Below are 18,889 nucleotides of genomic sequence, written 5' to 3'. Positions count from 1 at the left end.
CCTTTCTCTTCAACAAGATCGAGTCTTCCATGAACAAGCTGGCGCTGTATTTCCGCCTGATACGGCTGGACAAGCCTATCGGTACCGTATTGCTGCTGTGGCCTACCCTGTGCGCGCTGTGGCTGGCGCAGCAAGGCGTGCCGGACTGGCGGCTGCTGCTCATCTTCACTCTCGGCACTTTCCTGATGCGCTCGGCAGGCTGCGCCATCAACGACTACGCCGACCAGGATATCGACAAATTCGTCAAGCGCACGGCGGACCGTCCCATCACCAGCGGACGCATCAGCGGCAAGGAAGCGCTGGCCGTGGCCGGCGTACTGACCGTGCTGGCCTTTTGCCTGATCCTGCCCCTGAATGCGCTGACCAAGCAACTGTCGGTGGCGGCCGTCATCATCGCCGGCACCTATCCCTACTTCAAGCGCTTCTTTGCGATTCCGCAAGCCTATCTGGGCATCGCCTTCGGCTTCGGCATTCCCATGGGCTTTGCCGCCATCACGGATTCCGTGCCCGTTGTCGCCTGGCTGCTGCTGCTGGGGAATGTCTTCTGGGCCGTGGCCTACGATACGGAATATGCGATGGTCGACCGCGACGACGACTTGAAAATCGGCATCAAGACCTCGGCCATCACCTTCGGCCGCTACGACGTGGCCATCGTCATGCTGTGCTATGCCGTCTTCCTGCTGCTGTGGCTGGCATGCGGCTGGTACCTGGGCTTGCGTTACTGGTTCGTCGCCGGCTTGCTGGTGGCGGCCGGCTGCGCCGTTTATCACTACACCCTGATCCGCGCACGCGAGCGTATGCCGTGTTTTGCGGCATTCCGGCATAATAACTGGCTAGGAGCAGCGGTGTTTGCGGGCGTGGTACTGGACTTTGCTTTCCGTTAATCAATGATCCTTGCGCCGCGGCAGCCCTTGAGGCGGCGCAACACAAGCCTGGCCGCAGCTGCCTACACTGGTATTTCACTGTGCAGTTTCACTTCCATGAGGTAATACATGAGCTCGATACATACCGGAAAATCCAGCAGCGACAGCATCCTCGCCGACGCCGACAAGGCCCGCGACAAACTGGTCGGCGACCTGAAAAACGTCATCAATGAAGCGGAAGGCTGGCTCGATGGCGCCAAGGATCAGACGGGCGAGAATGTCAAAGCCGTCAAGGACAAGTTCATCGCCACCCTGGAAACGGCCAAGAAAGACTTGATCAAGCTGGAAGAAGACTTGCTCGAACGCACCAAGAAGGCGGCCAAGGCCACCGACGAATACGTGCAGGACAATCCATGGAAAGCCGTCGGTGCGGGCGCCGTCGTGGGCGTGCTGTTCGGCCTGCTGCTCTCCTCGTCACGCCGCTAGTAGTACCGGCGGCGCAGGCCGCCTCCCCTGACGCGAAAGGCAGCATATGGCTATCATGCACCATGTCGCCCAAGTCGCAGCGACCCTCGCCGCCATCGTCCAGACCCGTCTGGCCCTGGCGGCCGTGGAAATGGAAGAAGAGTCGCTGCGCTTTCTGTCCTATCTGGCGCTGGCCATGCTGGCGCTGCTGTGCCTGTTCGTCGGCCTGGTCTTGATCGTATTCCTCGTCATCGTGCTGTTCTGGGATACGCACCGCATCGCCGCCATCGCCATCACGGCCGCCGTCTTCATCGTCGCCGCCGTCGCCACCCTGCTGGGCGTGCGCGCCAGTTTCCGCAGCAAGCCGAAACTGCTGTCCTTCACACTTTCCGAACTGAACAAAGACCTGGACGAGCTGCAACTGCTGGCCCGCCGGGGATCGGAGCGGCCATGACCACGCATCCCACCAAACTGTCGCATGTCCACACGGCCGCCAGCCTGGCGCAGCGGCGCGACGCGCTGCTGGCCGAATGCGCGCTACAGCGCCTGGCCCTGGGCGTGCAGACGCGCCAATTGCTGGAACCTTTAACGGGCGGCAATCTGCGCCACACCCTGACCACGCGTTTTAAAATTCCCCTGATGGTGGGCGGCGCCGTGCTGGGTTTGCTGCTGGTGCGCCCGCGCCGCTTCCTGCCGCTGCTGCGGGCCAGCGGCGCACTGCTCAAGCACGCCACCACCGCCATGCCTGTCGTGCTGGCGCTGGCGCAGCGTTTCAGCAAGAAAGACACGCCGAACTAAAATATTTTTGCCTGGCTGCATCCAAATGGCCGGCCTCTGCGTAGTAATGGTATCAACCAGCCGGTTGAGCCAACTACCAGGAGCTTGCCATGCATGCCACCACCGCACCACGCCATACCGCCCCTTCGCTCACCGTCCTGTGCGCCGCCCTGCTCGTGGCTGCCTGCGCACCGATGAGCGCACGCTACTCGCAGGAACAATTGCCGAACGCCGTCAAGGTGCCCGATGGCCACCAGGTCGCCATGCAGACGGTGGGCGTGGGCAAGATCGCCTACGAATGCAAGGCGAAGAAAGACATGACGGGGCATGAATGGGTCTTCGTGGGACCGGACGCGGCCCTGAACGACCGCAGCGGCATGCAAGTGGGCACGTATGTGGGACCACCCGCCACCTGGGCCAACCTGGACGGCTCGAAAGTGACGGCGACGCAAGTGGCCGTGGCTCCGGCCGGCGCGGGCAATATCCCGTATCAGCTGGTGAAAGCCAATCCGGCCACGGGCAGCGGCGCCATGCAGGGCGTCAGCTACATCCAGCGCGTGGCCACCCGCGGCGGCGTGGCGCCAAGCAGCCCCTGCGGCATGGAGTCCGTCGGAGCCAAACAATGGGTGCCCTACCAGGCCGACTACATCTTCTGGAAATCGGCATAAATCCTTTCAAGCGACGGTTGGCAAGCGGGTTTCTGACCTATACTCGGCCTTGAAAACTTGCTAACCGTTCACTCAACGATTGCGCCGACGTTGCCAGCCCACGCCGCCCCTTACGATTACGATGCCGCCCTGCGCGCCTGCGCCAGGGGCGAGCAGCAGGCATTGCACGGCCTGTACCAGCAGGAAAGCCGCTATCTGCTGGGCGTGGCACTGCGCATCGTGCGCCAGCGGGCGCTGGCCGAAGACGTGCTGCACGACGCCTTCCTGAACATCTGGCGCCGCGCCGGCAGCTTCGACGCCACGCGCGGCAGCGGCAAGGGCTGGATCTATGTGGTGGTGCGGCACCAGGCGCTGAACGTGGCGCGCGCCCGCGCCCATGAAGTATCGGCCGACGAGGATACCGTGGAAACCCTGCTGCATGAACGCGAAGGCAACGATGCCGACGCCACCTCGGACGCCTACGCCCTGCAGGCGAACATGGGCAGGCTGCACGACTGCCTGGGCCACCTGGACGAACCCAAGCGCAACAGCATCCTGTACGCCTACGTCGATGGCTGTTCCCATGGCGAAATCGCGCAGCGCCTGCAAGCGCCGCTGGGCACCGTCAAGGCCTGGCTCAAGCGGGGCCTGGCCGCCTTGCGGGAGTGCATGGGATGATGAACAGCGACGAGGAATGGCAAAGGCTGGCCGGCGAATACGTGCTGGGTACTTTGGACCTGGCCGAACGCGTCGAGGTGGAACAGCGTTTGCCGCTTGACGCCGCCTTGCGCGACGCCGTGGCGGCCTGGGAACGGCGTCTGCTGCCCTTGACGACTTTGGCGCCGCCCGAAACGCCCTCGGCGCAACTGTGGCCGCGCATCAGCGCCAGCCTGTTCACGCCGAAAACCGTGCAACAGGCGGGCGGCTGGCAAGCGTGGTGGAACAGCCTGGCCTTCTGGAGAGTGCTGGCCGGCGGCGGCTTGCTGGCCACGGCCGTGCTGGCCGTGCTGGTGACCGTGCAGCTGCAGGCGCCAGCCGGACCCGGCTACCTGGTGGTGCTGGTGGCGCCGCAGGATAAATCGCCGGGCTGGATCGTGCAGACGGGCGGACGCGGCGGCAAGAACCGCGACCTGAGCCTGATCCCGCTGGGGCCGACTAGCGTGCCGCAGCAGAAAGCCCTGCAATTCTGGACCAAGGGCAAGGACTGGGGCGCGCCCGTCTCGCTGGGCCTGGTCAAGCCGGGGCAAAGCGTCAAGTTGACCCTGGATAAGCTGCCGCCGCTGCAGCCCGAGCAATTGTTTGAAATCACCTTGGAGCCGGCGACGGGCTCGCCCACGGGCCGACCGACGGGGCCGGTGCTCTACATCGGCCGCGCCGTGAAAGTGATGTAGAGCGGATTATTTGCCCAGCTCGTCACCCATCTCGCGCCCGCGCTGCGCGGCCGCCTTGATGCCCTTGACGATGGCCGCCTTCACGCCGCTCTCTTCCATGCTGGTCAAGGCCGCGTAGGTCGTGCCGCCCTTCGACGTGACGCGCTCGCGCAACAGCGACACGGGCTCCCTGGAATTCGCCGCCAGCTGCGCCGCGCCCGTAAACGTGGCAATGGCCAGCTGCGTGCCCTGCTCCGGGGTCAAGCCCAGCTCGGCGGCCGCCTGCTGCATCGCTTCGATAAAGTAAAACACATAGGCGGGACCGCTGCCGGAGACTGCCGTGACGGGGTCGATCTTCGCTTCATCGTCGAGCCAGACGGTCTGGCCGACGGCGCGCAGGATGGCGTCGGCCGTCTTTTTCTGTTCGTCGCTCACGCCGCTGCTGGCCACCATGCCCGTGATGCCCATGCCGATCAGGGCCGGCGTGTTCGGCATGCAGCGCACGATGGCGGAATAATCGCCGAGCCAGCGCGACAGGTCGGCGGCGCGGATGCCGGCCGCGATCGACAGGACCAATGGCGCGCTTTCCCCGTCGAGGAAAGGCAGCAGCTGCGCCGCCACTTCGCGCATGCTTTGCGGCTTGACGGCCAGCACGATCACGTCCACGCCGCGCAACGCCTCACTGGCGGACGTCGCCGTCGTGACGCCGAATTGCGCCTGCAGTTTTTCCAGCGCGGGCGCGTGCGGGTCGATCACGTGGATGTTGCCGCCCAGGGTCAGCTTGCCCGCCAGGCCGGCGATCAGGGCCGCGGCCATGTTGCCGCCGCCCACAAATGCGATATTCAATTCTGTCGTCATGCTTGTTCTCTCTTCATCAGGAATAGTTACGGGAACCGAAGATGGCGCTACCCACGCGCACGATGGTGGCGCCCTCGAGCACGGCGGCGCGCAAGTCGGCCGACATACCCATCGACAAGGTGTCGAGCGCCAGCCCGTCCGCCTTCAATTGTTCGTACAGCGTACGCAATTGCGCAAACGCAAAGCGCTGAAGCGTGACATCTGTTTCCGGCTCGGGAATCGCCATCAGGCCGCGCAAGCGCAGGCGGGGCAATTGCGCCACGGCGCGCGCCAGCGCCGGCAAGTCAGCCGGCGTCACGCCGCTCTTGCTCGCTTCGCCGCTGATATTGACTTGCAAACAGATATTCAGGGCAGGCAAGCCGGCCGGCCGTTGCTCGGACAGGCGCGCGGCGATCTTTTCCCGTTCCACCGTATGCACCCAGTCGAAGTGCTCGGCGATGGGGCGCGTCTTGTTGCTCTGGATGGGGCCGATGAAATGCCATGCCGGGACGTGCTGCGGCGCGGCCTCCTTCACAAAGGCGATCTTGTCGAGCGCTTCCTGCAGATAGTTTTCGCCAAACGCCGCCTGGCCCGCGCGCATGGCCGCCAGCACGGCGTCCGCGCCGAAGGTTTTTGACACGGCCAGCAGGGTCACGTCGGCAGGCGCGCGCTGCGCCTCCACGGCCGCCTGCGCAATACTGTCGCGCACGGCTTGCAAGTTCTGTTCGATTGTGGACATAATCATTTTCTAGTGTATAGGGGCGGCGGCACAGTGCGCCAGCCCATCAATGCAGGCACAGGGATTATAAATGGACATCTCCGAACTTCTCGCTTTCTCCGTCAGCAACAAGGCTTCCGACCTGCACCTGTCTTCCGGCCTGCCGCCGATGATACGGGTCAATGGCGACGTGCGCCGCCTGAACGTGGCGCCGCTCGAGCACAAGGAAGTGCACAGCATGATCTACGACATCATGAACGACAGCCAGCGCAAGGCGTATGAAGAGGCGCTCGAGTGCGATTTCTCGTTCGAGATTCCCGGCCTGGCCCGCTTCCGCGTCAACGCCTACAACCAGGAACGCGGCGCCTCGGCCGTGCTGCGCACGATTCCGTCGAAAGTGCTGACCCTGGAAGACCTGAACGCGCCGCGCATCTTCGGCGAACTGGCCATGCGCCCGCGGGGCCTCGTGCTGGTGACGGGCCCGACGGGTTCGGGCAAGTCGACCACCCTGGCGGCCATGGTGAACCACGTCAACGAACGGCTGAATCACCATATTCTGACCATCGAAGACCCGATCGAATTCGTGCATGAGCCGAAAAAATGCCTGATCAACCAGCGCGAGGTGGGCTCGCACACGCATTCGTTCAGCAATGCGCTGCGCTCGGCCCTGCGCGAAGACCCGGACGTCATTCTGGTGGGCGAATTGCGCGATCTGGAAACCATCCGCCTGGCGCTGACGGCGGCCGAAACGGGCCATCTGGTGTTCGGCACCCTGCATACCTCGTCGGCGGCGAAATCGATCGACCGCATCATCGACGTCTTCCCCGCCGAGGAAAAGGAAATGGTGCGCGCCATGCTGTCCGAGTCCTTGCAAGCCGTCATTTCGCAGAACTTGCTCAAAACCAAGGACGGCGCTGGGCGCGTGGCCGCGCATGAAATCATGCTGGCCACGCCGGCCGTGCGCAACCTGATCCGCGAAGCGAAAGTGGCGCAAATGTATTCGGCCATCCAGACGGGCAGCAACGTGGGCATGCAGACGCTGGACCAGTGCCTGTCCGACCTCGTGCGGCGCGGCACGATCTCGGCGGAAACGGCCCGCTCGGCCGCCAAGTCGCCCGAAAACTTCCCCGGATAAGCCATGCAGACGACGCACGAACACTATGGCGCCATGCACGCGCTGCTGGCGCAGATGCGCGCACGGGGCGGCTCCGACCTGTTCATCACGGCCGGCTTTCCGCCCGCCATCAAGCTCGACGGCAAGCTGACGCCGCTGGCGGGCGCCGCGCTGGCCGCGCAGCAGGCTGCCGGTTACGTGCGCGCCGTCATGAACGAACGCCAGGCGGCCGAGTTCGAATCGAGCCGCGAAGCCAATTTCGCCATCAGCCCGGACGGCCTGGGGCGTTTCCGCGTGTCCGCCTTCGTGCAAATGGGCCAGGCAGGCATGGTTTTGCGACTGATCAATACCGCCATCCCCACGCTCGATGGGCTCGGTTTACCCGCCATCCTGCAAGACATCGTGATGAGCAAGCGGGGCCTCGTCATCATGGTGGGCGCCACGGGCTGCGGCAAGTCGACCACCCTGGCCGCCATGGTGGGCCACCGCAACGCGCACAGCCATGGCCACATCATCACCATCGAAGACCCCGTGGAATTCATCCATCCGCACGGCAACTGCATCGTCACCCAGCGCGAGGTGGGCGTCGATACGGACGACTGGGCCACGGCCCTGAAAAATACCTTGCGCCAGGCGCCCGACGTGATCCAGATCGGCGAAATACGCGACCGCGACACGATGGACCACGCCATCGCATTTGCCGAGACGGGCCACCTGTGCCTGGCCACCCTGCACGCGAACAACGCCAACCAGGCGCTGGACCGCATCATCAATTTCTTCCCGGAAGAGCGTCGCCTGCAATTGCTGATGGATCTGTCGCTGAATTTGAAAGGCATGATTTCGCAGCGTTTGATCCCCAACAAGGAAGGCGGCGGGCGCAAGGCGGCGCTGGAAATCCTGCTCAACTCGCCGCTGATGAGCGACCTGATCTTCAAGGGTCAGGTGCACGAGATCAAGGAATTGATGAAAAAATCGCGCGAGCATGGCATGCAGACCTTCGACCAGGCCCTGTTCGACCTGCACGAGGCGGGCGCCATCAGCCATGAAGACGCGCTGCGCAATGCGGACTCCGTCAACGACCTGCGCCTGGCGATCAAACTCAAGGGCGCAACGGCGCCCGAACCCGCCCCGCAAACGGGCGCCACCAAACTGGGACTTCTCTGACATGACCAGCATCCACGATTTCCAGGCCGAGGCGCTGGACGGCACGCCGATCGACCTGGCCCGCTACAAGGGCAAGGTACTGCTGATCGTCAACACTGCCAGCGCCTGCGGCTTCACGCCGCAATACCAGGGGCTCGAAGCGCTGTACCGCGAATTCCACGAGCAGGGCCTGGTCGTGCTGGGCTTTCCCTGCAATCAATTCCGCCAGCAGGAACCGGGCTCGAATGCGGAAATCGGCGCCTTTTGCGAAAAGAACTTCGGCGTCACCTTTCCCCTGTTTGCCAAGATCGATGTGAATGGCCCGCATACGCACCCTGTATTTGCGCAATTAAAACAGGCGGCACCCGGCATATTGGGCACGCAGTCGATCAAATGGAATTTCACCAAGTTTTTGGTGCGCAAGGATGGCAGCGTATTTCGCCGCTACGCGACGGCCAGCAAACCAGCCAGCCTGGCGGACGACATTCGGCAATTGCTACAGGAATAGCCATTCGACGGTTTAATTAAAAACAATAATTGCTCAAATCAATAAATCCGTGTTTATTTCATGCTTGATATCAATATTGTGTTTCCAATAGCAAATTTCAGTGATAATGTTTGCATAATTATTCGCAGATATCGATCAAAAAACGATGCCAGTCTTTGGGAAAATATTATCTTCATGGATGCGGATGGGCATTTATTCCCGCTTCTTCATTCCTATTTTCTTCCTGATACTCGCCGTTTCCGCCGTTCGCTATCACGCCCTGCTCGGCACGGAAACGGCGCTGGCCAATGCGCGCTACCAGAGCGATGCGCGGCAACTCGACCTGTTCCTCGCCAATAGCGTGCTGCCGCTGGCCGTGCACGCGGACAGTCACGCGATGCACGACAACGTGCGCCAGGTACTGCGCAGCGCCCTGCCGCTGAACCGCAACCTCGTTTCCGCCCGCTGGGACACGGCTGGCGGGCATGTCGAGGTGCTGGCCGATAGCAAGCTTGGCGACACGCTGGCCACGGTGCCGGCGTGGTTCGCGCGCCTGGCGGGCATCAATGCCATCCGCAGCCGCCTGACGGTGGCGCTGCCGGACGGCGGCGACGGCACCCTGAACCTGCACTACACGCCCGGCCTGCCCCTGGCGCAAGTGTGGCAGCGGGTACGCGATCAAGCCGTCCTCAGCAGTATCAATATCGTGCTCGTCTTCCTGCTGCTGGGCTTGATCCTGGCCACGCACCGCAAGCTGCTGGCGCGCTTCGTGCAAGCGACCGATCGCTTCCGCGAAGGCAACTTCGCCGTGCGCCTGGCGGCCGGCGCCACGCCCGAGGCGCAAGCCGTGTCGCAGTCGTTCAACGGCATGGCCGGCGATATCGAAGAACTGTTGACCTCACTCAAGACCAGCCAGCGCCAGCTGGGCGAACAGCTGAATGAAACCGTGCACGTGCAACAGGCGCTGCAAAAGCTGTCCTGGCAAAACTACAATGATGTGCTGACGGGCCTGCCCAACCGTGCCGCGCTGGCCGCCCGCTTCGAACAGGAACTGTTCCTGGCGCGTGAACGCCAGCGCCTGCTGGCCGTCTGCCTGTTCGACCTCGATCACTTTCAGGCCATCAACGACCGCTACGGCGCCGAGGCGGGCGATGAAATCCTCAAGCAGGTAGCGGGCCGCCTGCACGGCTTTACGGGCCAGGTCCACTACGCGGCGCGCCTGGGCGGCGATGAATTCGTCATGCTGCTGTGCGGCCAGGCCAGCATCGCCAGCATCGAACAGAACGTCACGCAACTGATGACTGAGCTGAGCCGTCCCTACCAGTGCGACCAGCAGGCGCTGCACATGACGGCCAGCGCCGGCATCGCCGTCTACGCGGGCAAGGACCTGAATACGGAAAGCCTGCTGCGCCACGCCGACCACGCCGTCTACCAGGCGAAATTGACGGGGCGCAACCAGTACCACTTCTTCGACACCAACCTCGACGAGGAAGTACGCACCCACCACAACCAGCGCACGGAAGTGCGCCACGCCCTGATCAACGGCGAACTGCGGCTGTACTACCAGCCCAAGGTGAATATGCGCGCCGGCACGGTGGTGGGCATGGAAGCGCTGCTGCGCTGGCAGCATCCACGCCGCGGCGTGCTGGCGCCAGCACAATTCCTGCCACTGGTGGAACAGACGGATTTGATCATCGATATCGGCGAATGGGTGCTGCGCCAGGCCCTGTGGCAGATGCAGCGCTGGAGCGCGACCGGCAAGCACTGGGTGGTCAGCGTGAACATCGCGGCGCGCCACTTTCAGCAACCGGACTTCGTCTCGCGCCTGGAAACCATCCTCGGCGAATTTCCCGGCGTGCGCGCCAGCATGCTGGAACTGGAAATCCTCGAATCGTCGGCCCTGCACGACATCGAGGACGTGCGCCGCATCATCCGCGCCTGCCAGGCGCTGGGCATCACGTTCGCGCTCGACGATTTCGGCACCGGCTATTCGTCGATGTCCTACCTGAAACGCCTGCCGGCCAACATCGTCAAGATCGACCAGAGCTTCGTGCGCAATATGCTCAACGACCGCGACGACCTGCACCTGGTGCGCGCCGTCATCGGCCTGGCCCGTTCCTTCAGCTTGACGGTGATCGCCGAAGGCGTGGAAAGCGTCGAGCATGGCGCGCGCCTGATCCAGCTCGGCTGCGACCTGGCGCAAGGCTACGGCATCGCCCGTCCCATGCCGGCCGACGCCGTGCTGGAGTGGGCGAACACGTTCATCCCCGCCCCGCAATGGCGCATCGCGCAGTACAGCGAAATACCTATTTAGGCGTCAAGGCCGAATCAATCAGCTCGATCCAGTGCCGCACGGGCGTCTGCGTGCCGGACTGCAAATGGCTCAGGCAGCCGATATTCGCCGACACGATCATCTCCGGCTCGCACGCTTCCAGGTTCGCCACCTTGTTGTCGCGCAGCTGCTGCGACAGTTCCGGCTGCAGGATCGAATACGTGCCGGCCGAACCGCAGCACAAATGGCTGTCCGCGCACAGGTGCACGTCGACGCCGACGGCGCGCAGCACCTGCTCCACCTTGCCGCGGATCTGCTGGCCGTGCTGCAGGGTACACGGCGGGTGGTACGCCACCTTTTTCACTATGCGCCCCTTGAGCAGCGCCGCCAGTTCGTTTTCAAAGGCCGGCATGATCTCGGACAGATCGCGCGTCAGTTCAGCGATGCGCCGCGCCTTCTGCGCATACTGCGCATCGTGCGCCAGCAGATGGCCGTATTCCTTCACCGTGGCGCCGCAGCCGGACGCCGTCATGACGATGGCTTCGGCGCTGTCCATGCCGTTGACATAGGGCCACCAGGCGTCGATATTGCGGCGCATGTCGTCCAGCGCCGCGTCCTGGTCGTTCAGGTGATGGCGCAGCGCGCCGCAGCAGCCCGCCTTCGGCGCAACGATCAGCTGCACCCCGAGCGCATCGAGCACGCGCGCCGTGGCCGCATTGATGTTCGGCGACATGGCCGGCTGCACGCAGCCGTCGAGCAGCAACATGGTGCGCGCGTGCCGGCGCACCGGCCATGCACCGGCTGCGGCGCCCGGGCGCAATTTGTCCTGCAAGCTTTTCGAGAGCAGCGGGCGCAGCGCCTGACCCGCCTTGTACACGGGCGTAAACAGCCAGCGGCGCGGCAAGGCTTCCTTCAGGGCGAAGCGCAGCGCGCGTTCGCGCAAGGGGCGCTGTACGCGCTGCTCGACGACGTTGCGGCCGATGTCGACCAGGCGCCCGTACTGCACGCCCGAAGGACAGGTCGACTCGCAGTTGCGGCAGGTCAGGCAGCGGTCCAGGTGCGTCTGCGTCTTGGCCGTGACGGGCGCGCCTTCCAAGACCTGCTTGATCAGGTAGATGCGCCCGCGCGGGCCATCGAGTTCGTCGCCCAGCAGCTGGTAGGTGGGACAGGTGGCTGTGCAAAAGCCGCAATGCACGCAGGCGCGCAGGATGGCTTCGGCTTCGTCGCCTGCCGGCGTGTTCTTGATGAAATCGGCGAGATTGGTTTGCATGCGCGCTCAATACATTCTGTGCGGGTTGAAGATGCCGGCCGGATCGAAAGCCTGCCGCAGACGCTGGTGGATTTTTTCAACGGCCGGCGCCAGCGGATGGAACACGCCCACGGCCTTGTCGCCGCCGCGGAACAGGGTGGCGTGGCCGCCAAGCGCGGCCACTGCCCGGCGGATGTCTAGCGCCCCGGCCGCATCGGCGTCGGCGTCGAGCTTGAGCCAGCGCTGCGCCCCGCCCCACTCGATCAACTGGCGCCCCTTGACGATCACGGCGCTGGCGTGCGGCGGCAGCGACAGCCGCCACAAGCTGCCCGCGCCCGCAAAGAAGGCGTGCGTCTGCTCGCGCACGGACATCCAGAAGGCGGCCGCGTCATCGGGCGCCAGCACCTCGCCGCCCAGCGCGTGCAACGCCGCCGAGACGGCCGCCTCGGCGCCGGACAGACGTACGCTCAAGACGCCATCATGCCAGCAGCTGGCCGATATCGGCAGCGGTTGACCGGCCCATTCATTGAGCATGCGCAAGGCGGCGATTTCCGCGCACGCCACGCGCAAGGTCGCTTCGCGCAGCGGCAGGGGCAGCACCTTCAGCGACACTTCCAGGATCAGGCCCAGCGTGCCCATGGACCCCGCCAGCAGGCGCGAGACATCGTAGCCGGCCACGTTTTTCATCACCTGCCCGCCAAAGGCCAGGCGTTCGCCATGGCCATCCATCAGCACGGCGCCCAGCACGAAGTCACGCAAGGCGCCCGCGCTGGCCCGGCGCGGCCCGGACAAGGCGCTGGCGACGACGCCGCCCAGCGTGGCGCCAGCGCCGAAATGGGGCGGCTCGAAAGCCAGTATCTGGTTGCGCGCTGCCAGCGCCGCCTCGATCTCGGCCAGCGGCGTGCCGCAGCGGGCCGTGATCACCAGTTCCGTCGGTTCATAATCGATGATGCCGGCATACGCGCGCGTGTCAAGCACCTCGCCGTCGAGTTGCTGGCCATACCAGTCTTTCGTGCCGCCGCCGCGCAGGCGCAAGGGCTTGCCCGCCGCGCTGGACGCCAGAATCTGCTGCCTGAATTGTTCCGCTATCGCTTGCAATGGGGTCTCCGGAAAATTAAAAACGGGGCAGGTTGGCGAACGGCAGGCGTCCCGCCGTCACATGCATCTTGCCGAATTCGGCGCAGCGGTTCAAGGTGGGAATCGCCTTGTCCGGGTTCAGCAAGGTGTGGGGGTCGAAGGCGCGCTTGACGGCAAAGAAGGCATCGAGTTCGGCGCGCGTAAATTGCACGCACATGGAATTGATCTTTTCCATGCCCACGCCATGTTCGCCCGTGATGGTGCCGCCCACGGCCACGCACAGGGCCAGGATGTCCGCGCCAAACGCCTCGGCGCGCTCGAATTCGCCGGGCTGGTTGGCGTCGAACAGGATCAGCGGGTGCAGATTGCCGTCGCCCGCGTGGAACACGTTGGCGCAGCGCAAGCCATGCGTCGTTTCCATGGCGGCGATGCCCGTCAGCACTTCCGCCAGGCGCTTGCGCGGGATGGTGCCGTCCATGCAGTAGTAGTCGGGCGAGATGCGCCCCGCGGCGGGAAACGCGTTCTTGCGGCCGGACCAGAACTTCATGCGCTCCGCTTCCGACTGCGAGACGGCAATGGCGCTGGCGCCCGCCCCTTCCAGCACGGCCGTCATGCGGGCGATTTCCTCTTCCACTTCCTCGTGCGTGCCGTCCGCTTCGCACAGCAGAATGGCGGCTGCATCGATGTCGTAGCCGGCCTTGACGAACGGTTCGACCATGCGCGACGAAGTCTGGTCCATCATTTCCAGGCCCGCCGGGATGATGCCGGCGGCAATCACGTTGGCCACGGCGTTGCCGCCCGTGACGACGTCGTCAAAGGACGCCATGATGACGCGCGCCGTGGCCGGTTTCGGTATCAGTTTCACGGTCACTTCCGTGACGATGCCCAGCATGCCTTCGGAGCCGATTAAAATGGCCAGCAGGTCGAGGCCCGGAGAGTCGAGGCATTCGCCGCCCAGTTCCAGCACGTCACCGTCAATGGTAACAACGCGCACGCGCAGCACATTGTGCACGGTCAAACCATATTTGAGGCAATGCACGCCGCCCGAGTTTTCCGCCACGTTGCCGCCGATGCTGCAGGCGATCTGCGAGGACGGGTCGGGCGCGTAATACAGCGCGTGGGGAGCCGCCGCTTCGGAAATGGCCAGGTTGCGCACGCCCGGCTGCACCACGGCCGTACGCGCATAAGCGTCGAGGCGCACGATGCGGTTCAGGCGCGCCGTCGACAGCACCACGCCGTCGGCGATGGGCAAGGCGCCGCCCGACAATCCCGTGCCGGCGCCGCGCGGCACAATCGGCACGCCAAGTTCGCGGCAGACGCCGAGGATGGCGATGACCTGCTCTTCCGTGTCGGGCAAGGTGACCACCATCGGCAGCTGGCGGTAGGCGGCCAGGCCGTCGCATTCGTACGGGCGCGTGTCTTCAGCGTCGGACAGCACGCAGCGGGCCGGCAGCACGGCCAGCAGGGCCGCGACGACGGTTTGCTGGCGCGCGGCGGTCAATCCGGATTCAGGGGCGGCATTGAGCATAAGATGGATGGCAAGAGGCATGGGCGTGCAACGATTGTAAGCACAAAAGTGGCGCGCACCGCATTTTTTGTCCGATTTGCCTGCAAATCCGGCGCCGGGCGGCGCACAGTGTCGTATGCTGCCCCCATTCTTCTTTACAGGATCAGCATCATGGGCAACCGACTTTCGAAAATCGCCACGCGCACGGGCGACAATGGCAGCACCGGCCTGGGCGACGGCAGCCGCACCAGCAAGGACAGCGCCCGCATCCACGCCATGGGCGACGTGGACGAACTCAATTCCAACATCGGCTTGCTGCTGTGCGAAGCCATGCCCGACGCCTTGCGCGAGGAGCTGGTGGCCATCCAGCACGACCTGTTCGACCTGGGCGGAGAAATCTGCATCCCCGGCTACCAGCTGATCAAGGAAGAGCACGTGCTGCGCCTCGACGACCTGCTGGCGAAATACAATGCGGACTTGCCGGCCCTCTCCGAATTCATCCTGCCGGCCGGCTCGCGCGCCGCCTCGCTCGCGCATGTGTGCCGCACCGTCTGCCGCCGCGCCGAGCGCAGCATCGTCGCCCTGGCCAATGCGGAAGCCCTGCACGAACATCCGCGCCAGTACGTGAACCGATTGTCGGACCTGCTGTTCGTGCTGTCGCGCGTGCTCAACCGCTTTGCCGGCGGCAGCGACGTGCTGTGGCGGCATGACCGCACGCGGGGATAAAATGAAAACGGCGATGCCGGTCAAACAGCATCGCCGCGCGTTATCAGGCTGCTAGCCGCAGCGCTGCAGACACTCTTTACTGATACGGACGCATCCGGGGACATTGAACTCCATGACACAGGCGTCGAGCGCCATATAGCACTCGGATTGGCATTCCGATATGTCGGCGGTACTGCTGGCCATCGCATACGAGGCGCTGACGCCCATGGCAAACAAAAAGAAACCCAGTTTTTTGAACATAAGCACTCCTGTTGAATTGTCAGACGATGAGCAACATCCATGGCGCGCCGTCCCTTACGCGTCATCCATAAGTGCTTCCGCGCGTCAGTTATGCGGCGGGCGCAGGCATTCCTTCTGGCAAGCCTGATAATTTTCCATGCAGGCCGGCTGGCCGAATTCCACGCAATCGAGCAAGTTGCGCTCGCAGACAAAGGTGCAGTCAGGGCCGCCAGCCTGGACACTGAAAGACAGGGCGGCGCCGGCGGCAAACAGGAAAGCGGCAATCTTTTTGAACATGGTCAGCCTTTCAAGTTAACAAGTGGGAACGTCAGATTTTCTTCAGCGCCGCTTCCAGCGCGCCCGCATTAAAACCCTGGATCTTGCGGTTGCCGATCAGCACAACAGGCACGCCGCCGCCGCCAAGTTCCGCATGGGCTTTTTTCGCTTCCGGTGATTTCTCGATATCGAGATCGACGAATTCGATCTTGTTTTCCTTGAAGTACGCGCGCGTCTTGGCGCAGTAGCCGCACCAGTCCGTACCGTACAAGACCACTTTCGCCTGGGCGTTAGGGAAATACGCCGCGTAATTGCCCTCGGTGTAATTCGACTTGAACAAGCCCGGCAACAAGGACAGGCCATAACCGCTGCCCAGGCCGGCAGCGAGGATCAGGCCATACATGGCGATGGTTTTCATTTTTTTCTGCATCATAGGTATCGGAGACGTAGATGATCGAGGGCGGCCGGCGCAGCATGCGCTTGCCCGCCGCCTGGCAATGCACGGAGATCAGGAAGCGATGTCGCAGACCCTCAGGCAGGCTTTGTAACTGCCGATGCAAAATGGGGATCTGTCGCCATTTTGCATCGTGCATTCCCGCAGCTCTTCCTCGCAGGTAGAGCAGCCGATATCGGAAGCCATGGCATAGGAAGCGCTCAATCCCAGGGTGAAAATAAATGCTGCAATCTTTTTCATTTACTACTCTCCATGTGAGCGATTGCCTCAGGCAATCGCGGCAGACCAGTCGTAAGAAATGTCATCTTTGCTTGCTACGAAAACGAATATAGACCGCACTTATTTTAGAGTCAACGTTTCATTTCGATAAATTTCCAGTTTGGAAAATATACCGGCAAAGCGCATGGAATGTGGAATTTGGAGAGATTGGGAGGCGTCAAACGTCTATACAATATCGGCGCCGTAAGCAGGAGAGGCCGGTTGCGGGCGCAGCCGGCCGGCGGCTATATTCAGGCCGGCACAGGCAGGCTCACGGGCTGCGCATGCACATGTTCGCGCAATAATCCCCGCAGCAGCTGCACCTGGGCCACCGCGTCGGCTTGCAGGGCCGTCAAGTCCTCGGCAACGCAGGGGCCAGGCGCGCCGGCATCGGCGTCACCGCGCAGCAGCGCATCGATTTCCCCGCTGACCTCGGCGATCCAGCATTGCAATTCGGGCGGCGCCGGCTCGGCCTGCGGGCTCAGACTGATGCGCGCCGTGCTGCCCGCCACGCGGCGCAGCAGCGGCAAGGTGCGCAGCGCCGCCAGGCCCACGCCGCTGCTGCGGTCGAGGCGGCGCTCGATGCGCAAGCGCTGCAAGACTTGTTCCGCGTTATTGCTGGCCAACCCCGCCTCGCGGCGCAGGCGCGCGATGGCGCTATCCCATTTGCCACCGGCCGCCAGCACGGCCAGCAGGTATTTCAGGTTGGCCGACACGGCTTTCGCCAGGCGCTGGTCCAGGTCGTCCGCCTCGCGGTCCGGCCACAGGAAGAACGTGGCCAGCAGGGCCAGCACGCAGCCGAGCACGTTGTTGCCCAGGCGGCTCATCGCATACACCATCTCGCTGGCCGGCGCCGCATAGTCGGCCACCAGCACGAAGGCGGGCGTCATGAACAGCACGTGCAGGCTGTAGCTGACACGGCGCAAGGCCATGGTGGCGACGATCAGGGGAAACACCACCAGCGAGATGCCCAGCGGCGTGTAGATGACGAGGCCGATCAGCACGGCCAGCACGGCGCCCAGCACGCTGCCCGCCACGCGCTCGATGCCGCGCGGCCAGGTGGTGGCCACGGACGGCTGTAATATCAATAAAGTGGCCATGGTGGCCCAGTAGCCGAACGGAATATGCAGCGCCTCGACCAGCAGGAAGCCGGCCGTCGTCGCCAGCGACACGCGCGCCGCGTGGCGCCAGCTCAGCGACTGCGGCGTGGCGTTGACTTTCGCCGTTTGCCACGCCTGCCCCAGCGCCAGGAAGGCCGCCTCGCGCCACGGCAGCTGCGTCGCGCGCGGCAAGCCCAGTTCCATGAAGTCGACATTCAGGCGCAAGGGCAGCAAGGCACCCAGCGCCGCTTCCAGGCGCCGCCCGCAACCCGCCAGGCGGCGCTGCAATTCCAGGGGCGGCGTTTCCGGCTGGCGCTGCACGGCTTGCCCGAGGCGGCGCAGCAGCACGGCCATCACTTCCAGGCTGCGCCGCGCGCGCGGGTCCTGGCGCAGCCGGTGCTGCTCGCGCTCGCACGTATGCGTGACGGCGATAAGATAGGCGAAGACGCGCTCGGCGTCGCTGAGCGCCAGCAGCAGATTGTCGTACAGGGCGCTGCGGCCCGCGCGCGCGGGCGGCACGGCGGCCAGCGCCACGCGCGCCGCTTCCAGCGCGGCGCGCGCCTGCGAACGGTAGCTGGCGCCATGCGCGGCGGCGTCCGGCAATGCGGGGCCCTGTTCCAAGAAGCGCGCATTGTCGCGCGCGATGCCGGCCAGGCGCGAATACGCGGCGCGGATGGCGCGCCTGCTCGGGCCGAACGGGTGGATGCGCCACACCGTAAAACTGAGCACGGTGGCGAACAGGCAGCCGAACATGTACAGCCCCAGGAAAGGCGCCGTCTGCGTCATCGATTGCAATGGATGCGTGACCATCACCACGCAGGCCGTGGCCGCCAGGATGGCCACCTGCGCCGTGGCCGCGCCCCAGATGCGCGCCAGCGCGCCGGCCCAGGAAAACAGCAGCACGGCGATGGCCGCCGTCGCCACGCCATGGCCGGCCGCCAGCGCCGTCAGGCCGCCGGCCATGGTCGACAGCAGGCCGAAACCCACCATCGAGACGAAACGCATGCGCCGCGTGCCGGCCGCATCGGCCAGGCAGGTCCAGAAGGCGCCGATGGCGGCCCAGGAAAAATCAGGGTGGTCGAACAGCAAGCCCAAGAGCAGCATGGCGCTGGAAGCGCAAGCGGCCCGCAAGCCTTCGGACAGGTTCGTTTCGTCGATGGCCAGGCTGACCATCCACAGGGGACGGCGCTGCGCCAGCTTGTCGGTGTAGGCGTGCATGCCCGTCAGCCAGCGGCTTGCCAGCATGCGGGAACGGCGGTGGAGTTTCCTGAAATGCAAGATCGGCTTTGAAAGGGGTATCAAAGCGTCATCGTAGCATTCCCGCACGAAA

22 protein-coding genes are annotated in these 18,889 nt (G+C 64.3%); 12 read left to right on the top strand and 10 right to left on the bottom strand.

Going from position 1 to position 18,889, the window contains the following annotated elements:
- The first annotated feature begins 29 nt into the window (after positions 1-29).
- The 7 genes from ubiA to CSQ95_RS12990 all read left to right on the top strand — a co-directional run bounded on the left by ubiA (position 30) and on the right by CSQ95_RS12990 (position 4,143).
- A complete protein-coding gene (gene ubiA, locus CSQ95_RS13020) occupies positions 30-884 on the top strand; it encodes a 4-hydroxybenzoate octaprenyltransferase (protein WP_099409808.1) in 855 nt (284 codons plus the stop codon).
- A gap of 108 nt (positions 885-992) precedes the next feature.
- A complete protein-coding gene (locus CSQ95_RS13015) occupies positions 993-1,349 on the top strand; it encodes a DUF883 family protein (RefSeq protein ID WP_099409807.1) in 357 nt (118 codons plus the stop codon).
- 55 nt (positions 1,350-1,404) lie between these two features.
- Positions 1,405-1,782: a phage holin family protein gene (locus CSQ95_RS13010; protein WP_083287244.1), complete on the top strand. Its 378-nt coding sequence runs from the start codon at positions 1,405-1,407 to the stop codon at positions 1,780-1,782.
- Positions 1,779-2,126 (top strand): hypothetical protein, encoded by a 348-nt coding sequence (locus CSQ95_RS13005; RefSeq protein WP_099409806.1) that lies wholly within the window; start codon positions 1,779-1,781, stop codon positions 2,124-2,126. The genes CSQ95_RS13010 and CSQ95_RS13005 overlap by 4 nt, the downstream gene beginning before the upstream one ends.
- Positions 2,127-2,215: 89 nt before the next feature.
- A complete protein-coding gene (locus CSQ95_RS13000; RefSeq protein ID WP_070290079.1) occupies positions 2,216-2,773 on the top strand; it encodes a DUF3455 domain-containing protein in 558 nt (185 codons plus the stop codon).
- 90 nt (positions 2,774-2,863) lie between these two features.
- Positions 2,864-3,430, top strand: coding sequence for a sigma-70 family RNA polymerase sigma factor (locus CSQ95_RS12995; RefSeq protein WP_099409805.1), 567 nt, complete (start codon positions 2,864-2,866; stop codon positions 3,428-3,430).
- Positions 3,427-4,143 (top strand): anti-sigma factor domain-containing protein, encoded by a 717-nt coding sequence (locus CSQ95_RS12990; protein ID WP_218963611.1) that lies wholly within the window; start codon positions 3,427-3,429, stop codon positions 4,141-4,143. The genes CSQ95_RS12995 and CSQ95_RS12990 overlap by 4 nt, the downstream gene beginning before the upstream one ends.
- 6 nt (positions 4,144-4,149) lie before the next feature.
- On the opposite strand, the gene proC is transcribed toward CSQ95_RS12990, so the two are convergent.
- Both proC and CSQ95_RS12980 read right to left on the bottom strand, forming a co-directional pair.
- Complete coding sequence (gene proC, locus CSQ95_RS12985; RefSeq protein WP_099409804.1) at positions 4,150-4,980, bottom strand: pyrroline-5-carboxylate reductase; 831 nt, start codon at positions 4,978-4,980, stop codon at positions 4,150-4,152.
- A 16-nt stretch (positions 4,981-4,996) separates the two neighbouring features.
- Complete coding sequence (locus tag CSQ95_RS12980) at positions 4,997-5,698, bottom strand: YggS family pyridoxal phosphate-dependent enzyme (RefSeq protein WP_099409865.1); 702 nt, start codon at positions 5,696-5,698, stop codon at positions 4,997-4,999.
- A gap of 70 nt (positions 5,699-5,768) precedes the next feature.
- Here CSQ95_RS12980 and CSQ95_RS12975 point away from each other — a divergent pair, with 70 nt between their 5' ends.
- The 4 genes from CSQ95_RS12975 to CSQ95_RS12960 all read left to right on the top strand — a co-directional run bounded on the left by CSQ95_RS12975 (position 5,769) and on the right by CSQ95_RS12960 (position 10,735).
- Positions 5,769-6,812 (top strand): type IV pilus twitching motility protein PilT, encoded by a 1,044-nt coding sequence (locus tag CSQ95_RS12975; RefSeq protein ID WP_070312390.1) that lies wholly within the window; start codon positions 5,769-5,771, stop codon positions 6,810-6,812.
- Between the two features lie 3 nt (positions 6,813-6,815).
- Positions 6,816-7,955 (top strand): PilT/PilU family type 4a pilus ATPase, encoded by a 1,140-nt coding sequence (locus tag CSQ95_RS12970; protein ID WP_180279049.1) that lies wholly within the window; start codon positions 6,816-6,818, stop codon positions 7,953-7,955.
- Position 7,956: 1 nt separating this feature from the next.
- Positions 7,957-8,442 carry a glutathione peroxidase gene (locus CSQ95_RS12965; RefSeq protein WP_099409803.1) on the top strand — a complete coding sequence of 162 codons (486 nt, stop codon included), beginning with the start codon at positions 7,957-7,959 and terminating at the stop codon, positions 8,440-8,442.
- A gap of 184 nt (positions 8,443-8,626) precedes the next feature.
- Positions 8,627-10,735, top strand: coding sequence for a bifunctional diguanylate cyclase/phosphodiesterase (locus CSQ95_RS12960; protein WP_099409802.1), 2,109 nt, complete (start codon positions 8,627-8,629; stop codon positions 10,733-10,735).
- On the opposite strand, the gene glcF is transcribed toward CSQ95_RS12960, so the two are convergent.
- The 3 genes from glcF to CSQ95_RS12945 are packed head-to-tail and all read right to left on the bottom strand — an operon-like array spanning position 10,728 to position 14,547.
- Positions 10,728-11,963 carry a glycolate oxidase subunit GlcF gene (gene glcF, locus CSQ95_RS12955; RefSeq protein ID WP_099409801.1) on the bottom strand — a complete coding sequence of 412 codons (1,236 nt, stop codon included), beginning with the start codon at positions 11,961-11,963 and terminating at the stop codon, positions 10,728-10,730. The genes CSQ95_RS12960 and glcF overlap by 8 nt on opposite strands.
- Positions 11,964-11,969: 6 nt before the next feature.
- Positions 11,970-13,040 (bottom strand): glycolate oxidase subunit GlcE, encoded by a 1,071-nt coding sequence (glcE, locus tag CSQ95_RS12950; protein WP_099409800.1) that lies wholly within the window; start codon positions 13,038-13,040, stop codon positions 11,970-11,972.
- A gap of 16 nt (positions 13,041-13,056) precedes the next feature.
- Entirely contained in the window at positions 13,057-14,547 is a 1,491-nt protein-coding gene (locus CSQ95_RS12945; RefSeq protein ID WP_099409799.1) for an FAD-linked oxidase C-terminal domain-containing protein, read from the bottom strand.
- Between the two features lie 150 nt (positions 14,548-14,697).
- Between CSQ95_RS12945 and CSQ95_RS12940 the strand changes: the two genes are divergently transcribed.
- Positions 14,698-15,252: a cob(I)yrinic acid a,c-diamide adenosyltransferase gene (locus CSQ95_RS12940; RefSeq protein WP_099409798.1), complete on the top strand. Its 555-nt coding sequence runs from the start codon at positions 14,698-14,700 to the stop codon at positions 15,250-15,252.
- A gap of 51 nt (positions 15,253-15,303) precedes the next feature.
- Here CSQ95_RS12940 and CSQ95_RS12935 read toward each other — a convergent pair whose 3' ends face one another.
- The 5 genes from CSQ95_RS12935 to CSQ95_RS12915 all read right to left on the bottom strand — a co-directional run bounded on the left by CSQ95_RS12935 (position 15,304) and on the right by CSQ95_RS12915 (position 18,804).
- Positions 15,304-15,492, bottom strand: coding sequence for a hypothetical protein (locus CSQ95_RS12935; RefSeq protein ID WP_099409797.1), 189 nt, complete (start codon positions 15,490-15,492; stop codon positions 15,304-15,306).
- A gap of 84 nt (positions 15,493-15,576) precedes the next feature.
- Positions 15,577-15,768 carry a hypothetical protein gene (locus tag CSQ95_RS12930; RefSeq protein ID WP_070290063.1) on the bottom strand — a complete coding sequence of 64 codons (192 nt, stop codon included), beginning with the start codon at positions 15,766-15,768 and terminating at the stop codon, positions 15,577-15,579.
- Positions 15,769-15,799: 31 nt separating this feature from the next.
- Positions 15,800-16,165, bottom strand: coding sequence for a glutaredoxin family protein (locus CSQ95_RS12925; protein ID WP_230506351.1), 366 nt, complete (start codon positions 16,163-16,165; stop codon positions 15,800-15,802).
- A 90-nt stretch (positions 16,166-16,255) separates the two neighbouring features.
- Complete coding sequence (locus CSQ95_RS12920; RefSeq protein ID WP_070290059.1) at positions 16,256-16,441, bottom strand: hypothetical protein; 186 nt, start codon at positions 16,439-16,441, stop codon at positions 16,256-16,258.
- A 269-nt stretch (positions 16,442-16,710) separates the two neighbouring features.
- Positions 16,711-18,804: an FUSC family protein gene (locus CSQ95_RS12915; protein WP_099409796.1), complete on the bottom strand. Its 2,094-nt coding sequence runs from the start codon at positions 18,802-18,804 to the stop codon at positions 16,711-16,713.
- Positions 18,805-18,889 lie beyond the last annotated feature (85 nt).

This window comes from Janthinobacterium sp. BJB304, from assembly GCF_002735765.1.
Taxonomy (GTDB): domain Bacteria; phylum Pseudomonadota; class Gammaproteobacteria; order Burkholderiales; family Burkholderiaceae_D; genus Janthinobacterium.
This window is presented reverse-complemented; position numbering and strand designations above follow the sequence as displayed.

What these genes read in the sequence shown, in the direction of transcription:
- CSQ95_RS12930 (WP_070290063.1), bottom strand. Translation starts at nt 15,768, where the DNA reads ATGTTCAAAAAGATTGCCGCTTTCCTGTTTGCCGCCGGCGCCGCCCTG.
- ubiA (WP_099409808.1), top strand. Translation starts at nt 30, where the DNA reads ATGAACAAGCTGGCGCTGTATTTCCGCCTGATACGGCTGGACAAGCCT.
- proC (WP_099409804.1), bottom strand. Translation starts at nt 4,980, where the DNA reads ATGACGACAGAATTGAATATCGCATTTGTGGGCGGCGGCAACATGGCC.
- CSQ95_RS13005 (WP_099409806.1), top strand. Translation starts at nt 1,779, where the DNA reads ATGACCACGCATCCCACCAAACTGTCGCATGTCCACACGGCCGCCAGC.
- glcF (WP_099409801.1), bottom strand. Translation starts at nt 11,963, where the DNA reads ATGCAAACCAATCTCGCCGATTTCATCAAGAACACGCCGGCAGGCGAC.
- CSQ95_RS13015 (WP_099409807.1), top strand. Translation starts at nt 993, where the DNA reads ATGAGCTCGATACATACCGGAAAATCCAGCAGCGACAGCATCCTCGCC.
- CSQ95_RS13000 (WP_070290079.1), top strand. Translation starts at nt 2,216, where the DNA reads ATGCATGCCACCACCGCACCACGCCATACCGCCCCTTCGCTCACCGTC.
- CSQ95_RS12935 (WP_099409797.1), bottom strand. Translation starts at nt 15,492, where the DNA reads ATGTTCAAAAAACTGGGTTTCTTTTTGTTTGCCATGGGCGTCAGCGCC.
- CSQ95_RS12965 (WP_099409803.1), top strand. Translation starts at nt 7,957, where the DNA reads ATGACCAGCATCCACGATTTCCAGGCCGAGGCGCTGGACGGCACGCCG.
- CSQ95_RS12990 (WP_218963611.1), top strand. Translation starts at nt 3,427, where the DNA reads ATGATGAACAGCGACGAGGAATGGCAAAGGCTGGCCGGCGAATACGTG.
- CSQ95_RS12945 (WP_099409799.1), bottom strand. Translation starts at nt 14,547, where the DNA reads ATGCTCAATGCCGCCCCTGAATCCGGATTGACCGCCGCGCGCCAGCAA.
- CSQ95_RS12925 (WP_230506351.1), bottom strand. Translation starts at nt 16,165, where the DNA reads ATGAAAACCATCGCCATGTATGGCCTGATCCTCGCTGCCGGCCTGGGC.
- CSQ95_RS13010 (WP_083287244.1), top strand. Translation starts at nt 1,405, where the DNA reads ATGCACCATGTCGCCCAAGTCGCAGCGACCCTCGCCGCCATCGTCCAG.
- CSQ95_RS12915 (WP_099409796.1), bottom strand. Translation starts at nt 18,804, where the DNA reads ATGCTGGCAAGCCGCTGGCTGACGGGCATGCACGCCTACACCGACAAG.
- CSQ95_RS12960 (WP_099409802.1), top strand. Translation starts at nt 8,627, where the DNA reads ATGGGCATTTATTCCCGCTTCTTCATTCCTATTTTCTTCCTGATACTC.
- CSQ95_RS12975 (WP_070312390.1), top strand. Translation starts at nt 5,769, where the DNA reads ATGGACATCTCCGAACTTCTCGCTTTCTCCGTCAGCAACAAGGCTTCC.
- CSQ95_RS12940 (WP_099409798.1), top strand. Translation starts at nt 14,698, where the DNA reads ATGGGCAACCGACTTTCGAAAATCGCCACGCGCACGGGCGACAATGGC.
- CSQ95_RS12920 (WP_070290059.1), bottom strand. Translation starts at nt 16,441, where the DNA reads ATGAAAAAGATTGCAGCATTTATTTTCACCCTGGGATTGAGCGCTTCC.
- CSQ95_RS12970 (WP_180279049.1), top strand. Translation starts at nt 6,816, where the DNA reads ATGCAGACGACGCACGAACACTATGGCGCCATGCACGCGCTGCTGGCG.
- CSQ95_RS12980 (WP_099409865.1), bottom strand. Translation starts at nt 5,698, where the DNA reads ATGTCCACAATCGAACAGAACTTGCAAGCCGTGCGCGACAGTATTGCG.